General features: G+C 61.5%; 14 protein-coding genes. 3 read left to right on the plus strand and 11 right to left on the minus strand.

The genetic code is table 11. From position 1 onward, the window contains the following. Positions 1 to 24 precede the first annotated feature (24 nt). The 7 genes from phoR to pstS form a co-directional block, all read right to left on the minus strand. Positions 25 to 1,341: a phosphate regulon sensor histidine kinase PhoR gene (gene phoR, locus CSQ95_RS05470; protein WP_099408790.1), complete on the minus strand. Its 1,317-nt coding sequence runs from the start codon at positions 1,339 to 1,341 to the stop codon at positions 25 to 27. 11 nt (positions 1,342 to 1,352) lie between these two features. After that, a complete protein-coding gene (locus CSQ95_RS05475) occupies positions 1,353 to 2,042 on the minus strand; it encodes a response regulator (protein WP_034755074.1) in 690 nt (229 codons plus the stop codon). Positions 2,043 to 2,047: 5 nt separating this feature from the next. Then, positions 2,048 to 2,758 carry a phosphate signaling complex protein PhoU gene (phoU, locus tag CSQ95_RS05480; protein WP_070218051.1) on the minus strand — a complete coding sequence of 237 codons (711 nt, stop codon included), beginning with the start codon at positions 2,756 to 2,758 and terminating at the stop codon, positions 2,048 to 2,050. Positions 2,759 to 2,806: 48 nt separating this feature from the next. Then, a complete protein-coding gene (gene pstB / locus CSQ95_RS05485) occupies positions 2,807 to 3,589 on the minus strand; it encodes a phosphate ABC transporter ATP-binding protein PstB (protein WP_373631409.1) in 783 nt (260 codons plus the stop codon). 38 nt (positions 3,590 to 3,627) lie between these two features. Further along, positions 3,628 to 4,524, minus strand: a complete 897-nt coding sequence (pstA, locus tag CSQ95_RS05490; protein WP_099408791.1) for a phosphate ABC transporter permease PstA — start codon at positions 4,522 to 4,524, stop codon at positions 3,628 to 3,630. Next, the gene (gene pstC, locus CSQ95_RS05495; protein WP_227742171.1) at positions 4,521 to 5,492 is read right to left on the minus strand and encodes a phosphate ABC transporter permease subunit PstC; all 972 of its coding nucleotides are present in this window, start codon (positions 5,490 to 5,492) and stop codon (positions 4,521 to 4,523) included. Before pstC ends, pstA begins: the two co-directional genes overlap by 4 nt. A 344-nt stretch (positions 5,493 to 5,836) precedes the next feature. Continuing rightward, complete coding sequence (gene pstS, locus CSQ95_RS05500; RefSeq protein WP_076570857.1) at positions 5,837 to 6,886, minus strand: phosphate ABC transporter substrate-binding protein PstS; 1,050 nt, start codon at positions 6,884 to 6,886, stop codon at positions 5,837 to 5,839. Between the two features lie 271 nt (positions 6,887 to 7,157). On the opposite strand from pstS, the gene ppk1 reads away from it, so the two are divergent. From ppk1 to CSQ95_RS29955, 3 genes are all read left to right on the plus strand, one after another. Further along, complete coding sequence (gene ppk1 / locus CSQ95_RS05505; RefSeq protein ID WP_099408792.1) at positions 7,158 to 9,251, plus strand: polyphosphate kinase 1; 2,094 nt, start codon at positions 7,158 to 7,160, stop codon at positions 9,249 to 9,251. Between the two features lie 25 nt (positions 9,252 to 9,276). Further along, positions 9,277 to 9,735: a phosphohistidine phosphatase SixA gene (gene sixA, locus CSQ95_RS05510; RefSeq protein WP_070290771.1), complete on the plus strand. Its 459-nt coding sequence runs from the start codon at positions 9,277 to 9,279 to the stop codon at positions 9,733 to 9,735. A gap of 422 nt (positions 9,736 to 10,157) precedes the next feature. Continuing rightward, positions 10,158 to 10,286, plus strand: a complete 129-nt coding sequence (locus CSQ95_RS29955; protein ID WP_256267160.1) for a hypothetical protein — start codon at positions 10,158 to 10,160, stop codon at positions 10,284 to 10,286. An 83-nt stretch (positions 10,287 to 10,369) separates the two neighbouring features. Here CSQ95_RS29955 and CSQ95_RS05525 read toward each other — a convergent pair whose 3' ends face one another. The 4 genes from CSQ95_RS05525 to CSQ95_RS05540 all read right to left on the minus strand — a co-directional run bounded on the left by CSQ95_RS05525 (position 10,370) and on the right by CSQ95_RS05540 (position 17,587). Next, positions 10,370 to 11,485, minus strand: coding sequence for a polyamine ABC transporter substrate-binding protein (locus CSQ95_RS05525; RefSeq protein ID WP_099408793.1), 1,116 nt, complete (start codon positions 11,483 to 11,485; stop codon positions 10,370 to 10,372). Positions 11,486 to 11,809: 324 nt separating this feature from the next. Continuing rightward, positions 11,810 to 14,416: an ATP-dependent chaperone ClpB gene (gene clpB, locus CSQ95_RS05530; RefSeq protein ID WP_099408794.1), complete on the minus strand. Its 2,607-nt coding sequence runs from the start codon at positions 14,414 to 14,416 to the stop codon at positions 11,810 to 11,812. Between the two features lie 121 nt (positions 14,417 to 14,537). After that, positions 14,538 to 15,011 (minus strand): molybdopterin synthase catalytic subunit MoaE, encoded by a 474-nt coding sequence (gene moaE / locus CSQ95_RS05535; protein WP_099408795.1) that lies wholly within the window; start codon positions 15,009 to 15,011, stop codon positions 14,538 to 14,540. After that, on the minus strand, positions 15,008 to 17,587 hold the full coding sequence (locus tag CSQ95_RS05540; RefSeq protein ID WP_099408834.1) for a DUF349 domain-containing protein: 2,580 nt from the start codon (positions 17,585 to 17,587) through the stop codon (positions 15,008 to 15,010). The genes moaE and CSQ95_RS05540 overlap by 4 nt, the downstream gene beginning before the upstream one ends. Positions 17,588 to 17,697 lie beyond the last annotated feature (110 nt).

The following is a 17,697-nucleotide window of genomic DNA, read 5'->3' on the forward strand; positions in this document are numbered from 1 at the left end:
GAAGGGAATACTCCCCTCCCCCGCCTACTTGACCAGCAACTCGCCCTGCAGCGGCGTGACGACGGATTTGGGCATGCTGACGATAAAACTGCTGCCCTTGTCGGCCACGGACTGGATGGCCAGGGTACCGCCGTGGCGCAGCAGCACGTGCTTGACGATGGCCAGGCCCAGGCCCGTACCCTGCGTTTCGCGCGAGCGGCTCTTGTCGACGCGGTAGAAACGTTCTGTCAGGCGCGAAATATGTTCCTGGCTGATGCCGATGCCCGTGTCTTGCGCGATGAATTGCGGTCCGGCCGGGCCATCCTGCCAGCGCAGGGTGATGGTGCCGCCGGCCGGCGTGTAGCGCACGGCGTTCGAGGCCAGGTTGCCGAAGGCGCTGTACAGTTCATCGTAGCTGCCCAGTACGTCGGGGCCGTCGCATTCCATCGTCACGTCATGCTTGCCGGCCGACAAGCCCTTGGCGTCGCGCATGACTTGCTGCATGAGCTTTTTGATGTCCACGGGCTCGGGGCGCAGCGGATAGTCGACCGATTCCAGGCGCGACAGGGTCAGCATGTCCTCGATCAGATGCTGCATGCGGTGGCCCTGCTCCGTCATCAGCTTGAGGTGGGCGGCGCGCGTGGCGGCATCGAGGTCCAGCTCGGCGGAAGCGATTTCCAGGAAGCCGACGATGACGGTGAGCGGCGTGCGCAATTCGTGCGAGGCGTTGGCGATGAAGTCGCGGCGCATCATTTCGATGCGTTCCGTCTCCGTCACATCGTGCGTGACGAGGATCTGGCGGCGGTTTTCAAATGGAATGATCTGCACGATCAGCTTGCGGTTGCGGAAGGTGATCGTCAGCGGCTGGTCGTAGCGCCCCAGGATGATGTAATCCATGAACTCGGGGCTGCGGATCAAATTCGTCACGCGCATGCCCTTGTCGCGCTCGTGCGTGAGGCCCAGGTGTTTCTCGGCGGCAGGATTGCACCATTCGAGGAACAGCACGTCATCCATGATGACTACGCCGTCGGGCAACAGATGCATGGCCTGGCGGAAACGCGCCAGCCATTCCGTCAGCTCGGCCTGGTTTTTCTCGTCATCGCGGCGCATGCGGTACAGGCGCGCGAAGATGCTGGTCCAGGCGCCCCAGCCGTCGGGCAGCTTGGCGCTTTGCGGATTGTCCAGCCAGTTACTCAGCTGGAATAGATACGACAGCTGCACGAACACCATCATGGCCATCAGCACGAAGGCGATGCCCAGCGCATACGTGGCGCCAAACAGATACCAGACGACGGCCACGCCCAGCAGCGCCAGCACCATGCGCAAGGCGGCCGGTACCCAGAACAGCAATTTCGGATTCATAGAGTGAGGCTTTACTTTTCAGACAACATGTAGCCGACGCTGCGCACGGTCTTGATCAGGCTTTCCGCCTCTTTCAAGGCTTTGCGCAAGCGCAATACGTGTACGTCGACCGTGCGTTCCTCGATCACCACATGGTCGCCCCACACCTTGTCGAGCAGCTGGCTGCGCGAAAACACGCGCTCCGGATGGGCCAGCAGGAATTTCAGCAGCTTGTATTCGGCATGGCCGATATCGATCTTCTGTTCATCCATCATGACGGTGCAGCTGACGGGGTCCAGGGCCACGTTGCCGGCGCGCATGGGCGCCTGCGCGTGTTCCGGACTCTTGCGTCGCAACAGGGCCTTGGCGCGGGCCAGCAGCTCGCGCGGCGAGAACGGCTTGGTCACGTAATCGTCGGCCCCGCTGTTCAGTCCGGCCAGCTTGTCTTCTTCCATGCTCTTGGCGGTGAGCATGATGACGGGGATGGCGGCGAAATTGCGGTCGGCGCGGATGCGCGACAGCAGGCGCAAGCCCGTCTGGTCCGGCAGCATCCAGTCCAGCAGGATCAGATGCGGCGTGCGGTGCTGGATGAATTCCCAGGCATCGGCGACGTTTTGTACGGAACAGCAATTCCAGCCGGATTCGCGCAGCGAATAGGTCACCAGTTCAACGATGGCCGGCTCATCTTCAACAATCAATACCGTGGTTTTATCAGATGCCATAAAGCTTACTCAGGGAGCTCCTCGGAAATGGCGGGAGCAGCCACCTTGGTGTGGCGGATGTCCTTGCCTTCAACCACGTAAATCACGTATTCGGCGATGTTTTTCGCATGGTCGCCGATCCGTTCGATGGCCTTGGCCACCCACAGGGTATCGAGCGCCGCCGAAATCGTGCGCGGGTCTTCCATCATAAAGGTAATCAGGTTGCGCATGATAGACCGAAACTCATGGTCGATGATGGCGTCTTGTGCAATTAATTGTAATGCCTGCTTGCCATCGTTGCGCGCGAAAGCGTCCAGCGCGTCGTGCAGCATGTCGGTGGCCGTGTTGGCGATGCCGCGCACCATCTCGTAATGGTTGACGACGGCGTTGCCCCGCTTGTGCAAGTTCTTCGCCACGCGGGCAATCTTGGTCGCCTCGTCGCCTACGCGCTCGAGGTCGGTAATCACCTTGATGGTGGCCATGATGGTGCGCAAGTCGTTGGCGGCCGGCTGGCGGCGCACGATCAGATGGCTGCAGGCGTCGTCCAGCGACACTTCCAGCTGGTTGACGACGTCGTCTTCGCGCATCACGCGGTCGGCGCGTTCCGGGTTGCCGATGCGAAAGCATGTCATCGCGTCGAGGAACTGGGTTTCAACGATGCCGCCCATCAGGAGCACTTTCGAGCGGATCGCTTCGAGTTCGTTGTCGTATTGCTTGGATGAATGTTCGCCTATCATGCTGTCTCTCCGTATTCAGTAGTCTTGTATATCGTTATTCTGGGCGGATCAGCCGAAGCGGCCCGTGATGTAATCCTGCGTTTCCTTGCGGGCCGGATTCATGAAAATCTGGTCCGTTTCGCCGAATTCCACCAGCTCGCCCAGATACATATACGCCGTGTAGTCGGAGCAGCGCGCCGCCTGTTGCATATTGTGCGTCACGATGGCGATCGTGTAATCCTGTTTCAGTTCGCTGATCAGCTCTTCCACCTTCGAGGTCGAGATCGGGTCCAGCGCCGAGGTCGGCTCGTCGAGCAGCAAGACGTCCGGTTTCACGGCCACGCCGCGCGCAATGCACAGGCGCTGCTGCTGGCCGCCCGACAGCGACAGGCCGCTCTTGGTCAGCTTGTCCTTGACTTCGCCCCACAGCGCGGCCTTCTTCAGGGCCCACTCGACGCGCTCGTCCATTTCGCCCTTCGACAGGTCTTCATACAGGCGCACGCCGAAGGCGATGTTGTCGTAGACGGACATGGGGAACGGCGTGGGCTTCTGGAACACCATGCCGACCTTGGCGCGCAGCATGTTGACGTCCTGGTCGGCGTCGAGCACGTTGCGGCCGCGGTACAGGATGGAGCCTTCCGCGCGCTGGCCCGGATACAGGTCGTACATGCGGTTCAGGGTGCGCAGCAGGGTCGACTTGCCGCAACCGGACGGGCCGATGAAGGCCGTGACCTTCTTCTCGTGAATGTCCAGGTTGACGTTATGCAAGCTTTGCGTTTTGCCGTAAAAAAAGTTCAGGCCCGAAATCTCGATGGTTTTTTTCTTTGGTGCCAAGTCTTGGGCTGGATTCATTTGCGTATTCATATGGGTTCGCTTCGCTCGGTATCTGTTTAATGTGGGACTTTTTGGCTGAACACGGTGCGCGACAGGATATTCAGGGCCAGCACGCTGAAGGTGATCAGCAGTGCGCCGCCCCAGGCCAGCGAGCGCCAGTTGTCGTACGGGCTCATTGCAAACGATGCGATGACGGACGGCAAGTTGGCCATCGGCGCATTCATGTTAAAGCTTTGGAACTGGTTATTCAGGGCCGTGAACAGCAGCGGTGCCGTTTCGCCGGCGATGCGGGCCAAGGCCAGCAGCACGCCGGTGATGACGCCCGCTTTCACGGCGCGCAAGCGCACCAGGGTGGCGACTTTCCAGCGCGGCGCGCCGAGGGCAAACGCCGCTTCCAGCAGGCTGTTCGGCACCAGGCGCAGCATATTGTCCGTCGTGCGCACCACCACGGGCACGGCGATCAGGGACAGGGCGATGGCACCGGCGTAACCGGAGAAGTGTTTGACGTGCGCCACGTACAGCGCATACACGAACAGGCCGATGACGATGGACGGTGCCGACAGCATGATGTCGGTGACGAAACGCGTCACTTGCGCCAGCCTGTTTTCTTCGCCGTATTCGGCCAGGTAGATGCCGGCCAGGATGCCGATCGGGGTGCTGACGACAGTGGCCAGGCCCACCATCAGGGCGCTGCCGACGATGGCGTTGATCAAGCCGCCGCCTTCGCTGCCGGGAGCCGGCGTCGTTTGCGTGAACAGATCGACGGACAGCGCGCCGAAACCCTTGATCACCAGCGTGAACAAAATCCACACGAGCACGGCCAGGCCCAGGGCCATGGCGGCCACCGACAGGGCGATGCCGACGCGGTGCATCAGCAGGCGCTTGCGGTAGACGGGGTTCATGGCCGGTTTGGCCGGAACGTCGAGGGTGCTAACTTGGCTGAGCTGGCTCATTTCGTGCCTTCCTTGCGGGACATGCCAGCCAGCATCAGCTTGGCGGCGGATAAGACGATAAAGGTGATGACAAACAGGATCAGGGCCAGCGAGAACAGCGAGGACACGTGCAACGCCGATTGCGCTTCGCCGAATTCGTTCGCCAGCAGCGAGGTGATGCTGTTACCGGCGGCAAACAGCGACCACGACAGTTTATTCGCGTTGCCGATGACGAAGGTCACGGCCATGGTCTCGCCCAGCGCGCGGCCAAGGCCCAGCATGACGCCGCCGACGACGCCGGTCTTGGTGTATGGCAAGACGATCTTGCGCACCACTTCCCAGCGCGTGCAGCCCAGACCGTAGGCGGATTCCTTCAGCACGGCAGGGACGATTTCAAACACGTCGCGCATCACGGAAGCGATGAAGGGGATGATCATGATGGCCAGCACCAGGCCGGCCGTCAGCAAGCCGATGCCCATCATGGGGCCGCTGAACAGCTGGCCGATGACGGGCACGTTGCCCAGGGTGGCTTTCAGCAGGGGCTGGACGTGGTCGGCGAACAGGGGCGCGAAGACGAACAGGCCCCAGATGCCGTAGATGATCGATGGCACGCCGGCCAGCAGCTCGACAGCCGTGCCCAGCGGGCGGCGCAGCCAGGCCGGGCAGATTTCCGTGAGGAACAGGGCGATGCCGAAGCTGACGGGAAAGGCGATCAGCAAGGCGATGACGGACGTCACCAGGGTGCCGATGATGGGGATCAGGGCGCCGTACTGGTCATTGACGGGGTCCCATTCCGCGGACACGATGAAATGCAGGCCGAAGGTCTTGAAGGCCGGTATCGATTCCATGATCAGCGAAATGATGATGCCGACCAGGACGATCAGCACCGACAGGGCGAACAGCATCGTCACCTTGTGGAACATGAAATCCTGGAAGCGCTGCTTGCGCATGGTGGAAAGCATTTGCGCGTGACTGATGGAATCGGTCATGGTGCCGCCTGGCAGGGGGATCGTGGAGGAGGTAGATTGTGCGCTCATATTGTGCCAGATGTGGGTGGTACTGCCGGTGCTGCTGTTTTAATACGCCTGTCAAAACCTACTGCGCGTCGGGATTTACGGCCTGCGATGCTCACTGTACCTTCGTACAGTTGCGCTTCTCGACCGCAACTCCCTTCCGCTCGCTACGGTTTTGTCAGGCGTCGTTGCTTTTATTCTTTCAGCTACTTTTATTCTTTTAGCCAGGACCGTCTGCAAGGGCTTGCGGGCGGTCCTGGCTAACTCCCTGCCCCGCCATACTGCCGGCGGGGCAAGGATGAATGACTCAGGCTATGCGATTAGTAGATCGACTTGCCCGATGCATCTTTCAGGTTGGCTTTCCACGATTCCTGCACCAGTTTCACGACCGATGCCGGCATCGGCACGTAGTCCAGTTCGACGGCAGCAGGGCCGCCGTTCTTGTAGGCCCAGTCGAAGAATTTCAAGACTTCTTTTGCCTTGGCTGCGTCAGCCTGGACTTTGTGCATCAGGATGAACGACACGCCCGTGATAGGCCAGCTGTTCTTGCCAGCCTGGTCGGTCAGGACCACGCCGAAGCCTGGGGTTTGCGTCCAGGGTGCCGAAGCGGCGGCGGCCTTGAAGTTGTCGTCGTCAGGCTGCAGGAAGTTGCCGTCCTTGTTTTGCAGCTGGGTGTGCGACATCTTGTTTTTCTTGGCGTAAGCCCACTCGACGTAGCCGATCGAACCCTTGATGCGCTGTACGTTTGCTGCCACGCCTTCGTTACCCTTGCCACCCACGCCGACGGCCCATTTCACGGCCGAGCCAGCGCCGATTTTCGATTTGAATTCCGGGTTGGTTTTCGACAGGAAGTCGGTGAACAGGAACGAGGTGCCCGAACCGTCGGCGCGGTGCACCACGGTGATTTCCGTGTCCGGCAGCTTGACGCCACTGTTCAGTGCAGCGATTTCAGGCGCGCTCCACTTGGTGATCTTGCCCAGGTAGATGTCGCCAACGACCTTGCCCGTCATTTTCAGCTGGCCTGGGGTCACGCCGTCGAGGTTGACGATGGTGACCACGCCGCCCATGATGGCCGGGAACTGCATCAGCCCCGCTTCTTCCAGCTCTTCCGCCTTCAAAGGCATGTCCGAAGCGCCGAATTCAACAGTCTTGGCCTTGATTTGCTTGATGCCGGCGCCGGAACCGACGGACTGGTAGTTCAGGCCGTTGCCCGTGTTGGCTTTGTACGTCTCAGCCCATTTGGCGTAAATCGGGTACGGGAAGGTTGCACCAGCACCTGTCATATCTGCCGCCATGACGGAAGCGGAAGAAAATGCCATCGCTGCCGAAGCACCCACGACGATAAATTTGAACATTTGCTTCATTTGCATATCAAGTCCTCAGGGTTGTTAGGGCTCAAAGTCCCGGTTGAATGCTGCGCAGTCTAGCAAGCGAATATGACAGCTTTATGACATAGGTAAAAAATCCTGAAATAATTGGCTACGCCCCGGGAATCGCCCTTTTCGGCGCGAAAAATGACAGGACGGGCGACGCTTTATGACAGCTTATGTCACGCTTACGTCATATTTCATGATTACACTCACAACGCGTCATATACGATGAAATACGGCTAGAATTAACTATCTGCAAAGACAAAAGAATATGAAACCTGAACTGCACACGGAAGTGACCAAATCGGGCATCCTGCTTGACCGCGAACTGTCGCAACTGACTTTCAACCGGCGCGTGATGGCCCAGGCGGAAGACCCGAACATTCCGCTGCTCGAGCGCCTGCGCTACCTGTGCATCGTCAGCAGCAACATGGATGAGTTCTTCGAAGTGCGCGTGGCCAGCCTGCTGGCGGCCGGCAGCATCGGCGGTTCGCTGGCCGGCCACCCTGCCCTGGCGGCCAATCTGGAGCGCATCGGCAAGGAATGCCATGCGCTGGTGGAACGCCAGTACGAGATATTAAATAGCGAAGTCTTGCCGGCCCTGCGCGAAGCGGGCGTGCATTTGCTGCGCGACAACGACCGCAACGATGCGCAGCGCGCCTGGGTCAAGCAGTATTTCGACCGCGAAGTGCGCCCCCTGCTGACCCCTATCGGCCTGGACCCGGCCCACCCGTTCCCACAGGTAGTCAACAAGAGTCTCAATTTCATCGTCTCGCTGAGCGGCAAGGATGCGTTCGGCCGCGGCACGGCCATCGCCATCGTCAAGGCGCCCCGTGTCTTGCCGCGCGTCATTAAGCTGCCGGACGAGATTTCCGGCGACGGCGTCTCCTTCTGTTTATTGTCGTCCGTGATCCATGCGCATATCTCGGACCTGTTCGCCGGGCGCGAGGTGATTGCCTATTCGCAATTTCGCGTCACGCGCGACAGCGACCTGTGGGTCGATGAGGACGAAGTCAAGAATCTGCGCCAGGCCTTAAAAGGCGAACTCGTGGGGCGCCAGTTCGGCACCTCGGTGCGCCTGGAAGTGGCGCGCAATTGCCCGCCAGAATTGTCACAGTTCCTGCTCGACCAGTTTAATCTGGATCAAAGCCGCCTCTACCGCGTCAACGGCCCCGTGAACCTCGTGCGCCTGTCGGAAATGATCGACCACGTCAAGCAGCCCGAGTTGCGCTTCCCGCCGTTCTTCCCGGGCCTCGCGCACAAGGCCATCGGCAACGACATCTTTGCCGCGCTGACCAAGCACGACATCCTGCTGCACCACCCGTATCAATCGTTCCAGACGGTGATCGACTTCATCCGCAGCGCCGCCTACGATCCGTCCGTCGTCGCCATCAAGCAGACGATCTACCGCACGGGCATGAACTCGGACCTGATGGAGTCCTTGATCACGGCGGCGAAGATGGGCAAAGAGGTAACAGTCATCGTGGAATTGATGGCGCGTTTCGACGAAGAAGCCAATATCAACTGGGCCGACAAGCTGGAACAGGCTGGCGCGCAAGTCGTGTACGGCGTGGTGGGCCTGAAAACCCACGCCAAGGTGGCGCTCGTCATCCGCCGCGAAGAAGGCGCTCTTCGCTTCTACGCCCACTTGGGCACCGGCAACTACCACCCCACGACCACCAAGCTGTACACGGATTTCGGCTTGCTGACGGCGAACCAGGACCTGGCTGTGGAAGTGAACGAAGTCTTCATCCACCTGACCAGCCTGACCAAGCCGCACAACCTGAACCATTTGTGGCTGGCGCCGTTCGGCCTGCAAAGCGAAATCATCAAGGCCATCCGCAACGAGGCGAAGATCGCCCGTTCCGGCCGGCGCGGTCGCATCATCGTGAAAGTCAACGCGCTCGTCGATGAATCCGTGATCCGCGCCCTGTATGCGGCCTCGACCGATGGCGTGAAGATCGACCTGATCGTGCGCGGCGCCTGCACCCTGAAGCCGGGCGTGCCGGGCTTGTCGGAAAACATCAAGGTGCGCTCCGTGATCGGCCGTTTCCTCGAACACAGCCGCATTTACTACTTCCGCAACGACCTGGCGCACGATGTCTACCTGGCCAGCGCCGACTGGATGAGCCGCAACCTGTTCCGCAGGGTAGAAGTGGCCTTCCCCGTGCTGGACCGGGCGCTGAAACGGCGCGTGATCGCCGAGGGCTTGAATCCGTATTTGAAGGATAATACAAATGCATGGGAACTGGAGCCGACGGGCCATTATGCGCGCCGCAAGCCGCGCGGCAAGCAGATGCCGTTCAGCGCCCAGCAATACCTGATGCACACACTGGGCACGCCGGGCGCGGAGGTCGGCGAATAGGCAACTCTACACACAGGAGTACAGCATGGATCTCATCTTGTGGCGACACGCAGAAGCCGAGCCGGGCCTCCCCGACCTCGAACGCGCCCTGACCGTCAAAGGCCAGAAACAGGCGCGCCGCATGGGAGAATGGCTGGCCTCGCAACTACCGGAAAATTGCCGCATCCTCGTCAGCCCCGCCCTGCGCACCCTGCAAACGGCGGAGGCGCTGGGACGCAAGTTCAAGCTGATGCCGGAACTGGCGCCCGGCGCCGAAGCGGAAGACATCCTGAAGGCGGCCAACTGGCCCGGCGGCAAGGAAACCGTGCTCATCGTCGGCCACCAGCCCACCCTGGGCCAGGCAGCCGCCCTGCTGTTGACGGGCGAAGAGCAGGAATGGGAAATGCGCAAGGCCAGCGCGTGGTGGTTCTCCCAGCGCGAGCCAGGCGACCCCGTCAGTGTCTATTTGAAAGCCGTGATGGCGCATGATCTGGTGGTGAAATAGTAAAACAGGGAAATGCGCAAGGCCAGCGCAGAATGGACAGGTTCTCGCCGCGCGAGCCAGGCGACCCCGTCAGTGTCTATTTGAAAGCCGTGATGGCGCATGATCTGGTGGTGAAATAGTAAAACAGGGAAATGCGCAAGGCCAGCGCAGGATGGGCAGGCTCTCCCAGCGCGAACCAGGCGATCCCGTCAGCGTCTATTTGAAGGCCGTGATGGCGCATGATCTGGTGGTGAAATGAGGGTGGTGAAGCAGAAAATGCGCAAAAAGTGCGCTGGGACAAATACTGGTAGGAATTACAACTCGGCAGCCTTGTAAAGCGCTGCCGATCTGCTAGAGTTTAATTGCATCAACTACGTGCTGGAGCGCTGCTCCCGCACATTGAGCAACCCAGCGGACGGCCGTCCAACGGCGGCTGAAAGACCATGTTAATCACCTTCCTCGTTTTTCTCTTCATCGCCATCTTCGCTGCCATCATCGGCTTTGTCGCCTTTGAACTGGTCGAAGAAATGCGCGGCAGCCACCATAAGCTGATGGACCGCTATCACGAGTAGCGTTCACCTCGGCACTATCGCATGGCGCCAGCGACGGCCAACAGGCCCGTCTCTCGCGCCATCCTTGCTTTTACGCTCCCGTCTTACACTCCCGTCTTGAACTTCGTATAAATGCGCGTCATCAAGCGGCGGATATCGGCCGTGATCGCTTCCGGCGCGGCCATGCGCTGCTTGTCGGCGTCCGACAGGAAGATGGCCTTGTTCTCGCCGATGTCCTTGCGTACATATTTGATGCTGGCCGGATTCGGATTCGCGTAGAAGACCTTGTTGCTCAGGCTGGCATGCACTTGCGGACGCAGGATGTAGTTGATGAACAGGTGCGCATTGTTCGGGTGCGGCGCGTCGGCGGGAATGGCCATGGTGTCGAACATCAGGGCGGCCGTCTTCGGCACCAGCACCTGGATCACGTTGCCATTCTTCGCGTCAATGGCGCGCTGGCGCGCGATATTGATGTCGCCCGACCAGCCCAGCGCCACGCAGACGGAACCGTTGGCCATGTCATTGATGTAGCCTGAGGAGCTGAACAAGGTTACGTAGGGGCGGATCGCCTGCAGCACCTTGCCCGCTTCCTGGTAGTCGGCGGCCGTTTTCGAGTACGCGGGCTTGCCCAGGTATTGCAGGGCGGCCGGCAGCACTTCCGACGGCGAGTCGAGGAAGGACACGCCGCACGATTTCAGCTTGGCCGCATATTTCGGATCAAAGATCAAATCCCAGGCATTGTCTGGCATGGGCATGCCGCCCAGCGCGGCCTTGACCTTGTTGACGTTGATGCCCACCGTCGTGTAGCCCCACAGCCAGTCGACCAGGTAATCGTTGTTCGGGTCGATCTTCGACAGCTTCGCCTGCAGGTTCGGGTCCAGGTTGCCCAGGTTCGTCAGCTTGCTCTTGTCGAGCTTGCGCAGCAGGCCCGCATCGATCTGCAGCCGCGCCCACTGGGCCGTCGGCACGACGATGTCGTAGCCGGACTTGCCCGCCACCAGTTTCGCATTGAGGATTTCGTTATTATCGAAAACGTCGTAGCGCACCTTGATGCCCGTTTCCTTCTCAAAATTCTTGATCGTATCGTCGCCGATATAGTCCGACCAGTTGTAGATGTTCAGGACTTTTTCTTCCTGGGCGTGCGCAGGCAAGGCCAGCACGGCCGCCGCCAAGGTCAGTCCCAGTCCAATGCGCCGTCCTGCTTGCCATGTGTTTGCCATCGTACCGCCTCCGAAAATTAGTCAGAAAATAGTGACGATGATAGCAAGAAGGGCGCGATCAGGTCTAGCCCGATCGCGCCCTGCCTGAGGACGTCTAACAAAACCTACTGCGCGTCGCGCTTTGCGGCCTGCGATGCTCACCGTACTAGAGTACGGTTGCGCTTCTCGGCCACAAATCACTGCCGCTCGCTACGGTTTTGTTAGACGTCGCAAATCGTCGCAAATCTTCCTCACTGCAAATGCCGTAAAACTGGGGTCAGACACGACGGGGGAAGCTGCCCCAATGAAATAGCTTCCAATCCCGCAGGGACTGACCAGCCAGCATTACACCTTGTCCAGCCCCACTTGCGCCCCTGTAAACACCAGGTTGCCGTTCTGGGCGTCGATGCGGATCTCGTCTTTCGGACCGAAGCGGCCTTCGAGGATCAGCTTCGACAGCGGATTTTCGATCTGCTGCTGGATCGCCCGTTTCAACGGACGGGCGCCATACACCGGGTCGTAGCCCGCTTCGGCGATCTGCTGCAGCGCAGCGTCCGTCAAGCTCAGCTGCATGTCCATGCGTTCCAGGCGTTCTTCAAGGATCTTCAGCTGGATCTTCGCGATCGCGCCGATATTCTTCTCGTCGAGGCCGTGGAACACGACGATTTCGTCGATACGGTTGACGAACTCGGGACGGAAGTGCGAGCGTACCTCGGCCATCACGGCCAGCTTCACGACACCGGGATCATCGCTTTCCATCGCCTGGATTTTATGCGAACCCAGGTTCGAGGTCATGATGATGACGGTATTCTTGAAGTCCACCGTGCGGCCCTGGCCGTCCGTCATGCGTCCGTCGTCGAGCACCTGCAGCAGCACGTTGAAGACGTCGGCATGCGCCTTTTCCACTTCGTCGAGCAGGATCACGCTGTACGGCTTGCGGCGCACGGCTTCCGTCAGGTAGCCGCCTTCGTCGTAGCCCACGTAGCCCGGTGGCGCGCCGATCAGACGGGCCACGGAATGCTTCTCCATGAACTCGCTCATGTCGATGCGGATCATCGATTCTTCCGTATCGAACAGGAAGGTCGCCAGCGCCTTGCTCAGCTCGGTCTTACCCACGCCCGTCGGTCCCAGGAACATGAAGGAACCATAGGGACGGTTCGGATCGCTCAAGCCGGCGCGCGAGCGGCGGATGGCGTCGGCCACGGCCGTGATGGCTTCATCCTGGCCCACGACGCGCTCATGCAGCTTCTCTTCGATGTGCAGCAGCTTGTCGCGCTCGCCCTGCATCATGCGCGACACGGGAATGCCCGTCGCGCGCGACACCACTTCGGCGATTTCCTCGGCACCCACTTCCGTGCGCAGCAGCTTCGGCTGGTCGGGATCGAGCTTGGGCATGCCGCTGTCAGCCTGCTTGAGCTGGGCTTCCAGCTGCGGCAGCTTGCCATACTGCAATTCCGACACTTTCTGCCAGTTGCTTTCACGCGTGGCCTGCTCCATCTGCAGCTTGACCTGCTCGATTTCTTCCTTGATGTGCGTGCTGCCTTGCACCACGGCTTTTTCCGCCTTCAGGATTTCTTCGAAGTCATTGTATTCGCGCTGCAGCTTGAGGATTTCTTCCTCGATCAGGCCCAGGCGGCGCAGCGACGCTTCGTCTTTTTCCTTCTTGACGGCTTCGCGCTCGATTTTCAGCTGGATCAAGCGGCGTTCCAGCTTGTCCATCACTTCCGGCTTCGAGTCGATCTCGATCTTGATCTTCGCCGCCGCCTCGTCGATCAGGTCGATCGCCTTGTCGGGCAGGAAGCGGTCGGTGATGTAGCGGTGCGACAGCTCGGCGGCCGCGATAATGGCCGCGTCCGTGATTTCCACCTTGTGGTGCAGCGCGTACTTATCCTGCAAGCCGCGCAGGATGGCGATCGTCGCCTCCACGGTCGGTTCGTCGACGAGCACTTTCTGGAAGCGGCGTTCCAGCGCCGCATCCTTCTCGATGTATTTTCGGTACTCGTCGAGGGTGGTGGCTCCCACGCAGTGCAGTTCGCCGCGCGCCAGCGCCGGTTTGAGCATATTGCCGGCATCCATCGCGCCGTCGGCCTTGCCCGCGCCCACCATGGTGTGCATCTCGTCGATGAAGACGATGGTTTGCCCTTCATCCATGGCCAGTTCCTTGAGCACGGACTTCAGGCGCTCTTCGAACTCGCCGCGGAATTTCGCGCCGGCAACCAGGGCGGCCATGTCCAGCGCCAGCACGCGCTTGCCTTTCAGCGACTCGGGCACTTCGCCATTGACGATGCGCTGCGCCAGGCCTTCGACGATGGCCGTCTTGCCCACGCCCGGCTCGCCGATCAGCACGGGGTTGTTCTTGCTGCGGCGCTGCAGGATCTGGATGGTGCGGCGGATTTCATCGTCGCGGCCGATCACAGGGTCGAGCTTGCCCTTGCGCGCCCGCTCCGTCAGGTCCAAGGTGTATTTTTTCAAGGCTTCGCGCTGGCCTTCGGCTTCCTGCGAATCGACCTTGTTGCCGCCGCGCACGGCGTCGATGGCCGCTTCCAGCGCCTTGCGGGTCAGGCCGTTTTCGCGCGCCAGCTTGCCGCAGTCGGACTTGTCGTCCGTCATGGCCAGCAAGACCATTTCGCTGGACACGAACTGGTCGCCCGCCTTTTGCGATTCCTTGTCGGCCAGGTTCAGCAAGGCCACGAATTCACGGCTCACCTGCACGTCGCCGCCCGTGCCGGAGACCTTCGGCAAGCGTTCGATGGACGCACCCAAGGCCTTGGACAGGCCGCCCACGTTGACGCCGGCCCGCTGCAAGAGCGAGCGGGCGCCGCCGTCGTCCTGGTTCAACAGGGCCGTCAGCAGGTGGACTGGTTCGATATAGGGGTTGTCGTTGCCCACGGCCAAGCTTTGCGCATCGGCCAGGGCTTCCTGTAACTTGGTAGTCAGTTTATCTTGTCGCATGAAAAGCGCTCCCGGTTAATTAGTTGTTAACCAAATTGGGGTGAGGCAGTACTTTTCAAGCATACACAAAGCAGAAAACTGATGCATTTTGGCAAATGCTAGCGTGCGCGGCGCGTTCGCTTCAAATGGCGCTTGCTTTTGCGGCCCACTTGTCCAGGGCCGTCTCGTCGCTGTCGCGCGCATCGACCCAGCGCGCCCCTTCCGGCGTGTCTTCCTTTTTCCAGAACGGCGCTTCCGTCTTCAGGTAATCGATGATGAATTCGCAGGCGGCAAACGCCTCGCCCCGGTGGGCGGACGAGACCGCCACCAGCACGATCTGCTCCTGCGGCAGCAAGGGCCCGACGCGGTGGATCACCAGCGCGCCGGACAGGGGCCAGCGCGCCCGCGCCTGTTCGACGATTGCTTCGATGGACTTTTCCGTCATGCCCGGATAGTGCTCGAGCTCCATCGCGGCCACGTCCAGCCCCTCGTTCATGTCGCGCACCGTGCCGACGAAGCCGACGACGGCGCCCACCTTGGGGTTGCCTGCACGCAATTGTGCGATTTCTTGACTCAAGTCAAAATCGGCGTGCTGGATGCGGACGGAAGTGTTCATTTCGCATGACCTCCGATGCGGCGCAGCAGGGTTTCGATGCGGCTGGCCGTGCGCGCATCGGTGGCGGCGGCAATCGCGCACAGCTGCATCAGCTGCGACACTTGCGTGAGCGGCTTCTGGCCCGATTTGAGCGACGATTGCAGCACTTCCACCTGCATTTTCAGGCGGTCGCGGGCAAATTCGGCGCCGCTGTCGACGCCGGCGACGATTTCCAGGCGCAACACTTCAGCGAGCAAGCGCTCCTGGTTGGCCTGCAATTGCCGCGCGTAGGCGGAAGCGCCCTCGCCCAGCGCGGCCTGGGCGGCGGCAAAGCGCTGCTGCAGGCTGCGTTCGTACTGGGCGTCGAGCGGCGGCAAGGCGCTCCAGCGTTCGCTCCACGCCTGCGCGTCGGCGCCGTCGCCGCCATCGGCCAGTGCGGCTTCCAGCGATTGCACCAGACGCAGCTTGTCGCGCAAGGCGTTGGCCTGCGCGGCACCGGCGCGCTCGGCGATGGCGTCCGCCTGCGCTTGCACGCCGGCGACCGCCGCCTGGTAGCGCTGCTCGATCTTCGCTTCGCTGGCGCGCGGCACGGGGCCGGTGGCGTTCCAGGCGGCGCGCGTGTCACGCAGCAAGTGGTTGATGAAGGCGCTGCGGGCCTTGTCGTCGCCCTCGGGCACGACGGCCGTTTCCAGCGCGGCGCACAGCGCTTCGCGCGCATGCAGGTGTTCGCGGCGCTCGTGGTCGGCCGCGTGGGCCGTTTCCTTGCGCCTGGCGAAGATATCGTCGCAGGCGGCACGGAAACGCTGCCACAGCGCCTGTTCCGCGCGGCGTTCCAGCGGCAAGGCTTTCGCCAGCTCCTGCCATTTGTCCTGCAAGGCTTTCAGCATGTCGACCGTGTTGCGCTCCGATGGTTTGAGCAGGCCCACTTCGACGATCAATTGTTCGCGGCGCGCCGTCTCGATCTGGCGCTGCGTGTCCAGCGGCTTGGACAGGGCGTCCAGCGCGGCGCCGAATTCCGTATCCAGGCGTTTCTTTTCCTTGCGGTCGATGGTGCCCAGGCGCGTCCACGCCTGGCGCAAGCGCTGCGAGGCGGAAGCGACATGTTTCCAGTCGGTACTCTCTTCGGCCGCCAGGGCCGCCGTTTCCGCGATCAATTCCTGGGCCTTGGCCGCATTGCCGTGGCGCTCTTCCGCCAGTTGCTTGAAATGCTGGGCCGCCGGCGCATACGCCACGCTGCAGGCGGCGTCGAAACGCTCCCACAGGGATTTCGGTGCGGGGCCGGACAAGGTGTCGAGCGACTTCCAGCGCTCGCGCAGGCTGCCCACTTTCTTGGCCAGCTCGGCCATCGGCAATTGCTGCGCCGGCAATTCCTCGCCCGCCTTGACCAGTTCCTCGCGCGACACGTTGCCGCCCCAGCGCGCCCAGTCGGCCAGGCGCTTGAACTCGCCGCGCACATGGGCCAGGCGATCCGCTTGCGCAGGCGTCAAGCGGCCATGCTTGCTATCGCGCAAGGTTTTATCGTGCTCGGACGCCACGTGCAGCAAGCCTTCCTGCAAGGCCGCGTCCATGGCGTCGAGGGTCTTGATGAACTGCTCCGTTGCTTCCTTCGACACGGGGGCGTGTTCCTGGCGCGGCTTGCGCGGCGCCGGTTCCGCATGCGCTGGCGCGTCCACGGCTGCGGCAGGGACGACCGGCGCCGGGGCGCTGGCCAGCAGGGCCGCAAATTGCTGCTGCAGGCTGTCGGACAATGGCGACTCGGGCAGGCGCGGCAAGGCTTGCCACGCGCGTTTCAAGGTGTCTGCATCGAGCGTGGCGGCATCCTGCGCCTGCCATGCGGCCAGCGCAAGCTGGCGCGCGTCGAACACGGCCTGGTGCTGCTGCAGCGCCTGCAAGGCGGACTGCGCCTGCTCGCGCGCCTGCGTGAAATCGCTCTCCAGGTGTTTCGGCAAGGAAGCGCGCTCCGGCGATTGCGCATGCTGCGCATGTTCCGCGTCCAGGCGGGCCAGCGCCTGCGCCAGCTCATCGGAGGACTGGCCACTGGCAGCCAAGGCGCGCGCGGCGGCGACGGTGTCGATCACGGCGCGCTGCAGCACCACTTGCGCTTCCAGGCGGGCGGCCAGCGCGGCGCGCGCGGCGGCAAAGGCGCTCTCCAGCTCGGGCGTGGCCTTGATGACTTGCCATTGACGGTCCAGCTCGGCTACCTGGTTCGGGCTCAGCTTGTCATCGTTCAACAGGCGCTGGGCCGTGGCGATGCTGGCCTGGGCGCGTTGCGTCTCGGCCGCCTGATGACGGATCAGGTCGATGCGGCCCTGCATCAGCTTGGCAACGCGGCGGTCCGTATTGCGCATGGCGTGGTGGACTTTTTCCAGCAGGGGCAAGCTATGGACGTGTTCGGCCGCGATCAGGCGGGCATCGGCAAATTCGCTGGACACGATGAATTCACAGGCGGCGGCTTCGTCGCCCGCCACGGCATGGGCACGCGCAACCTGTTCGGCGCGGCGCGATGCGCTCTGCGCCGAGGCGGCGGCCTGTTCTGCCACGACAGGATCGGGGACGGCAGTCTTGCTGGCAGAACGCTTGAAGAGAAATTCGAACATGACGGGTTTCGCGTGGATCAAAACCACCATCATAACAAAGCCCGGGGTATTGCATCGGACAGGGCTGAACAAGTTATCAAATGACTAAAATGAATCTTTTCCCTATGACG

It is taken from the genome of Janthinobacterium sp. BJB304, from assembly GCF_002735765.1.
GTDB lineage: Bacteria > Pseudomonadota > Gammaproteobacteria > Burkholderiales > Burkholderiaceae_D > Janthinobacterium.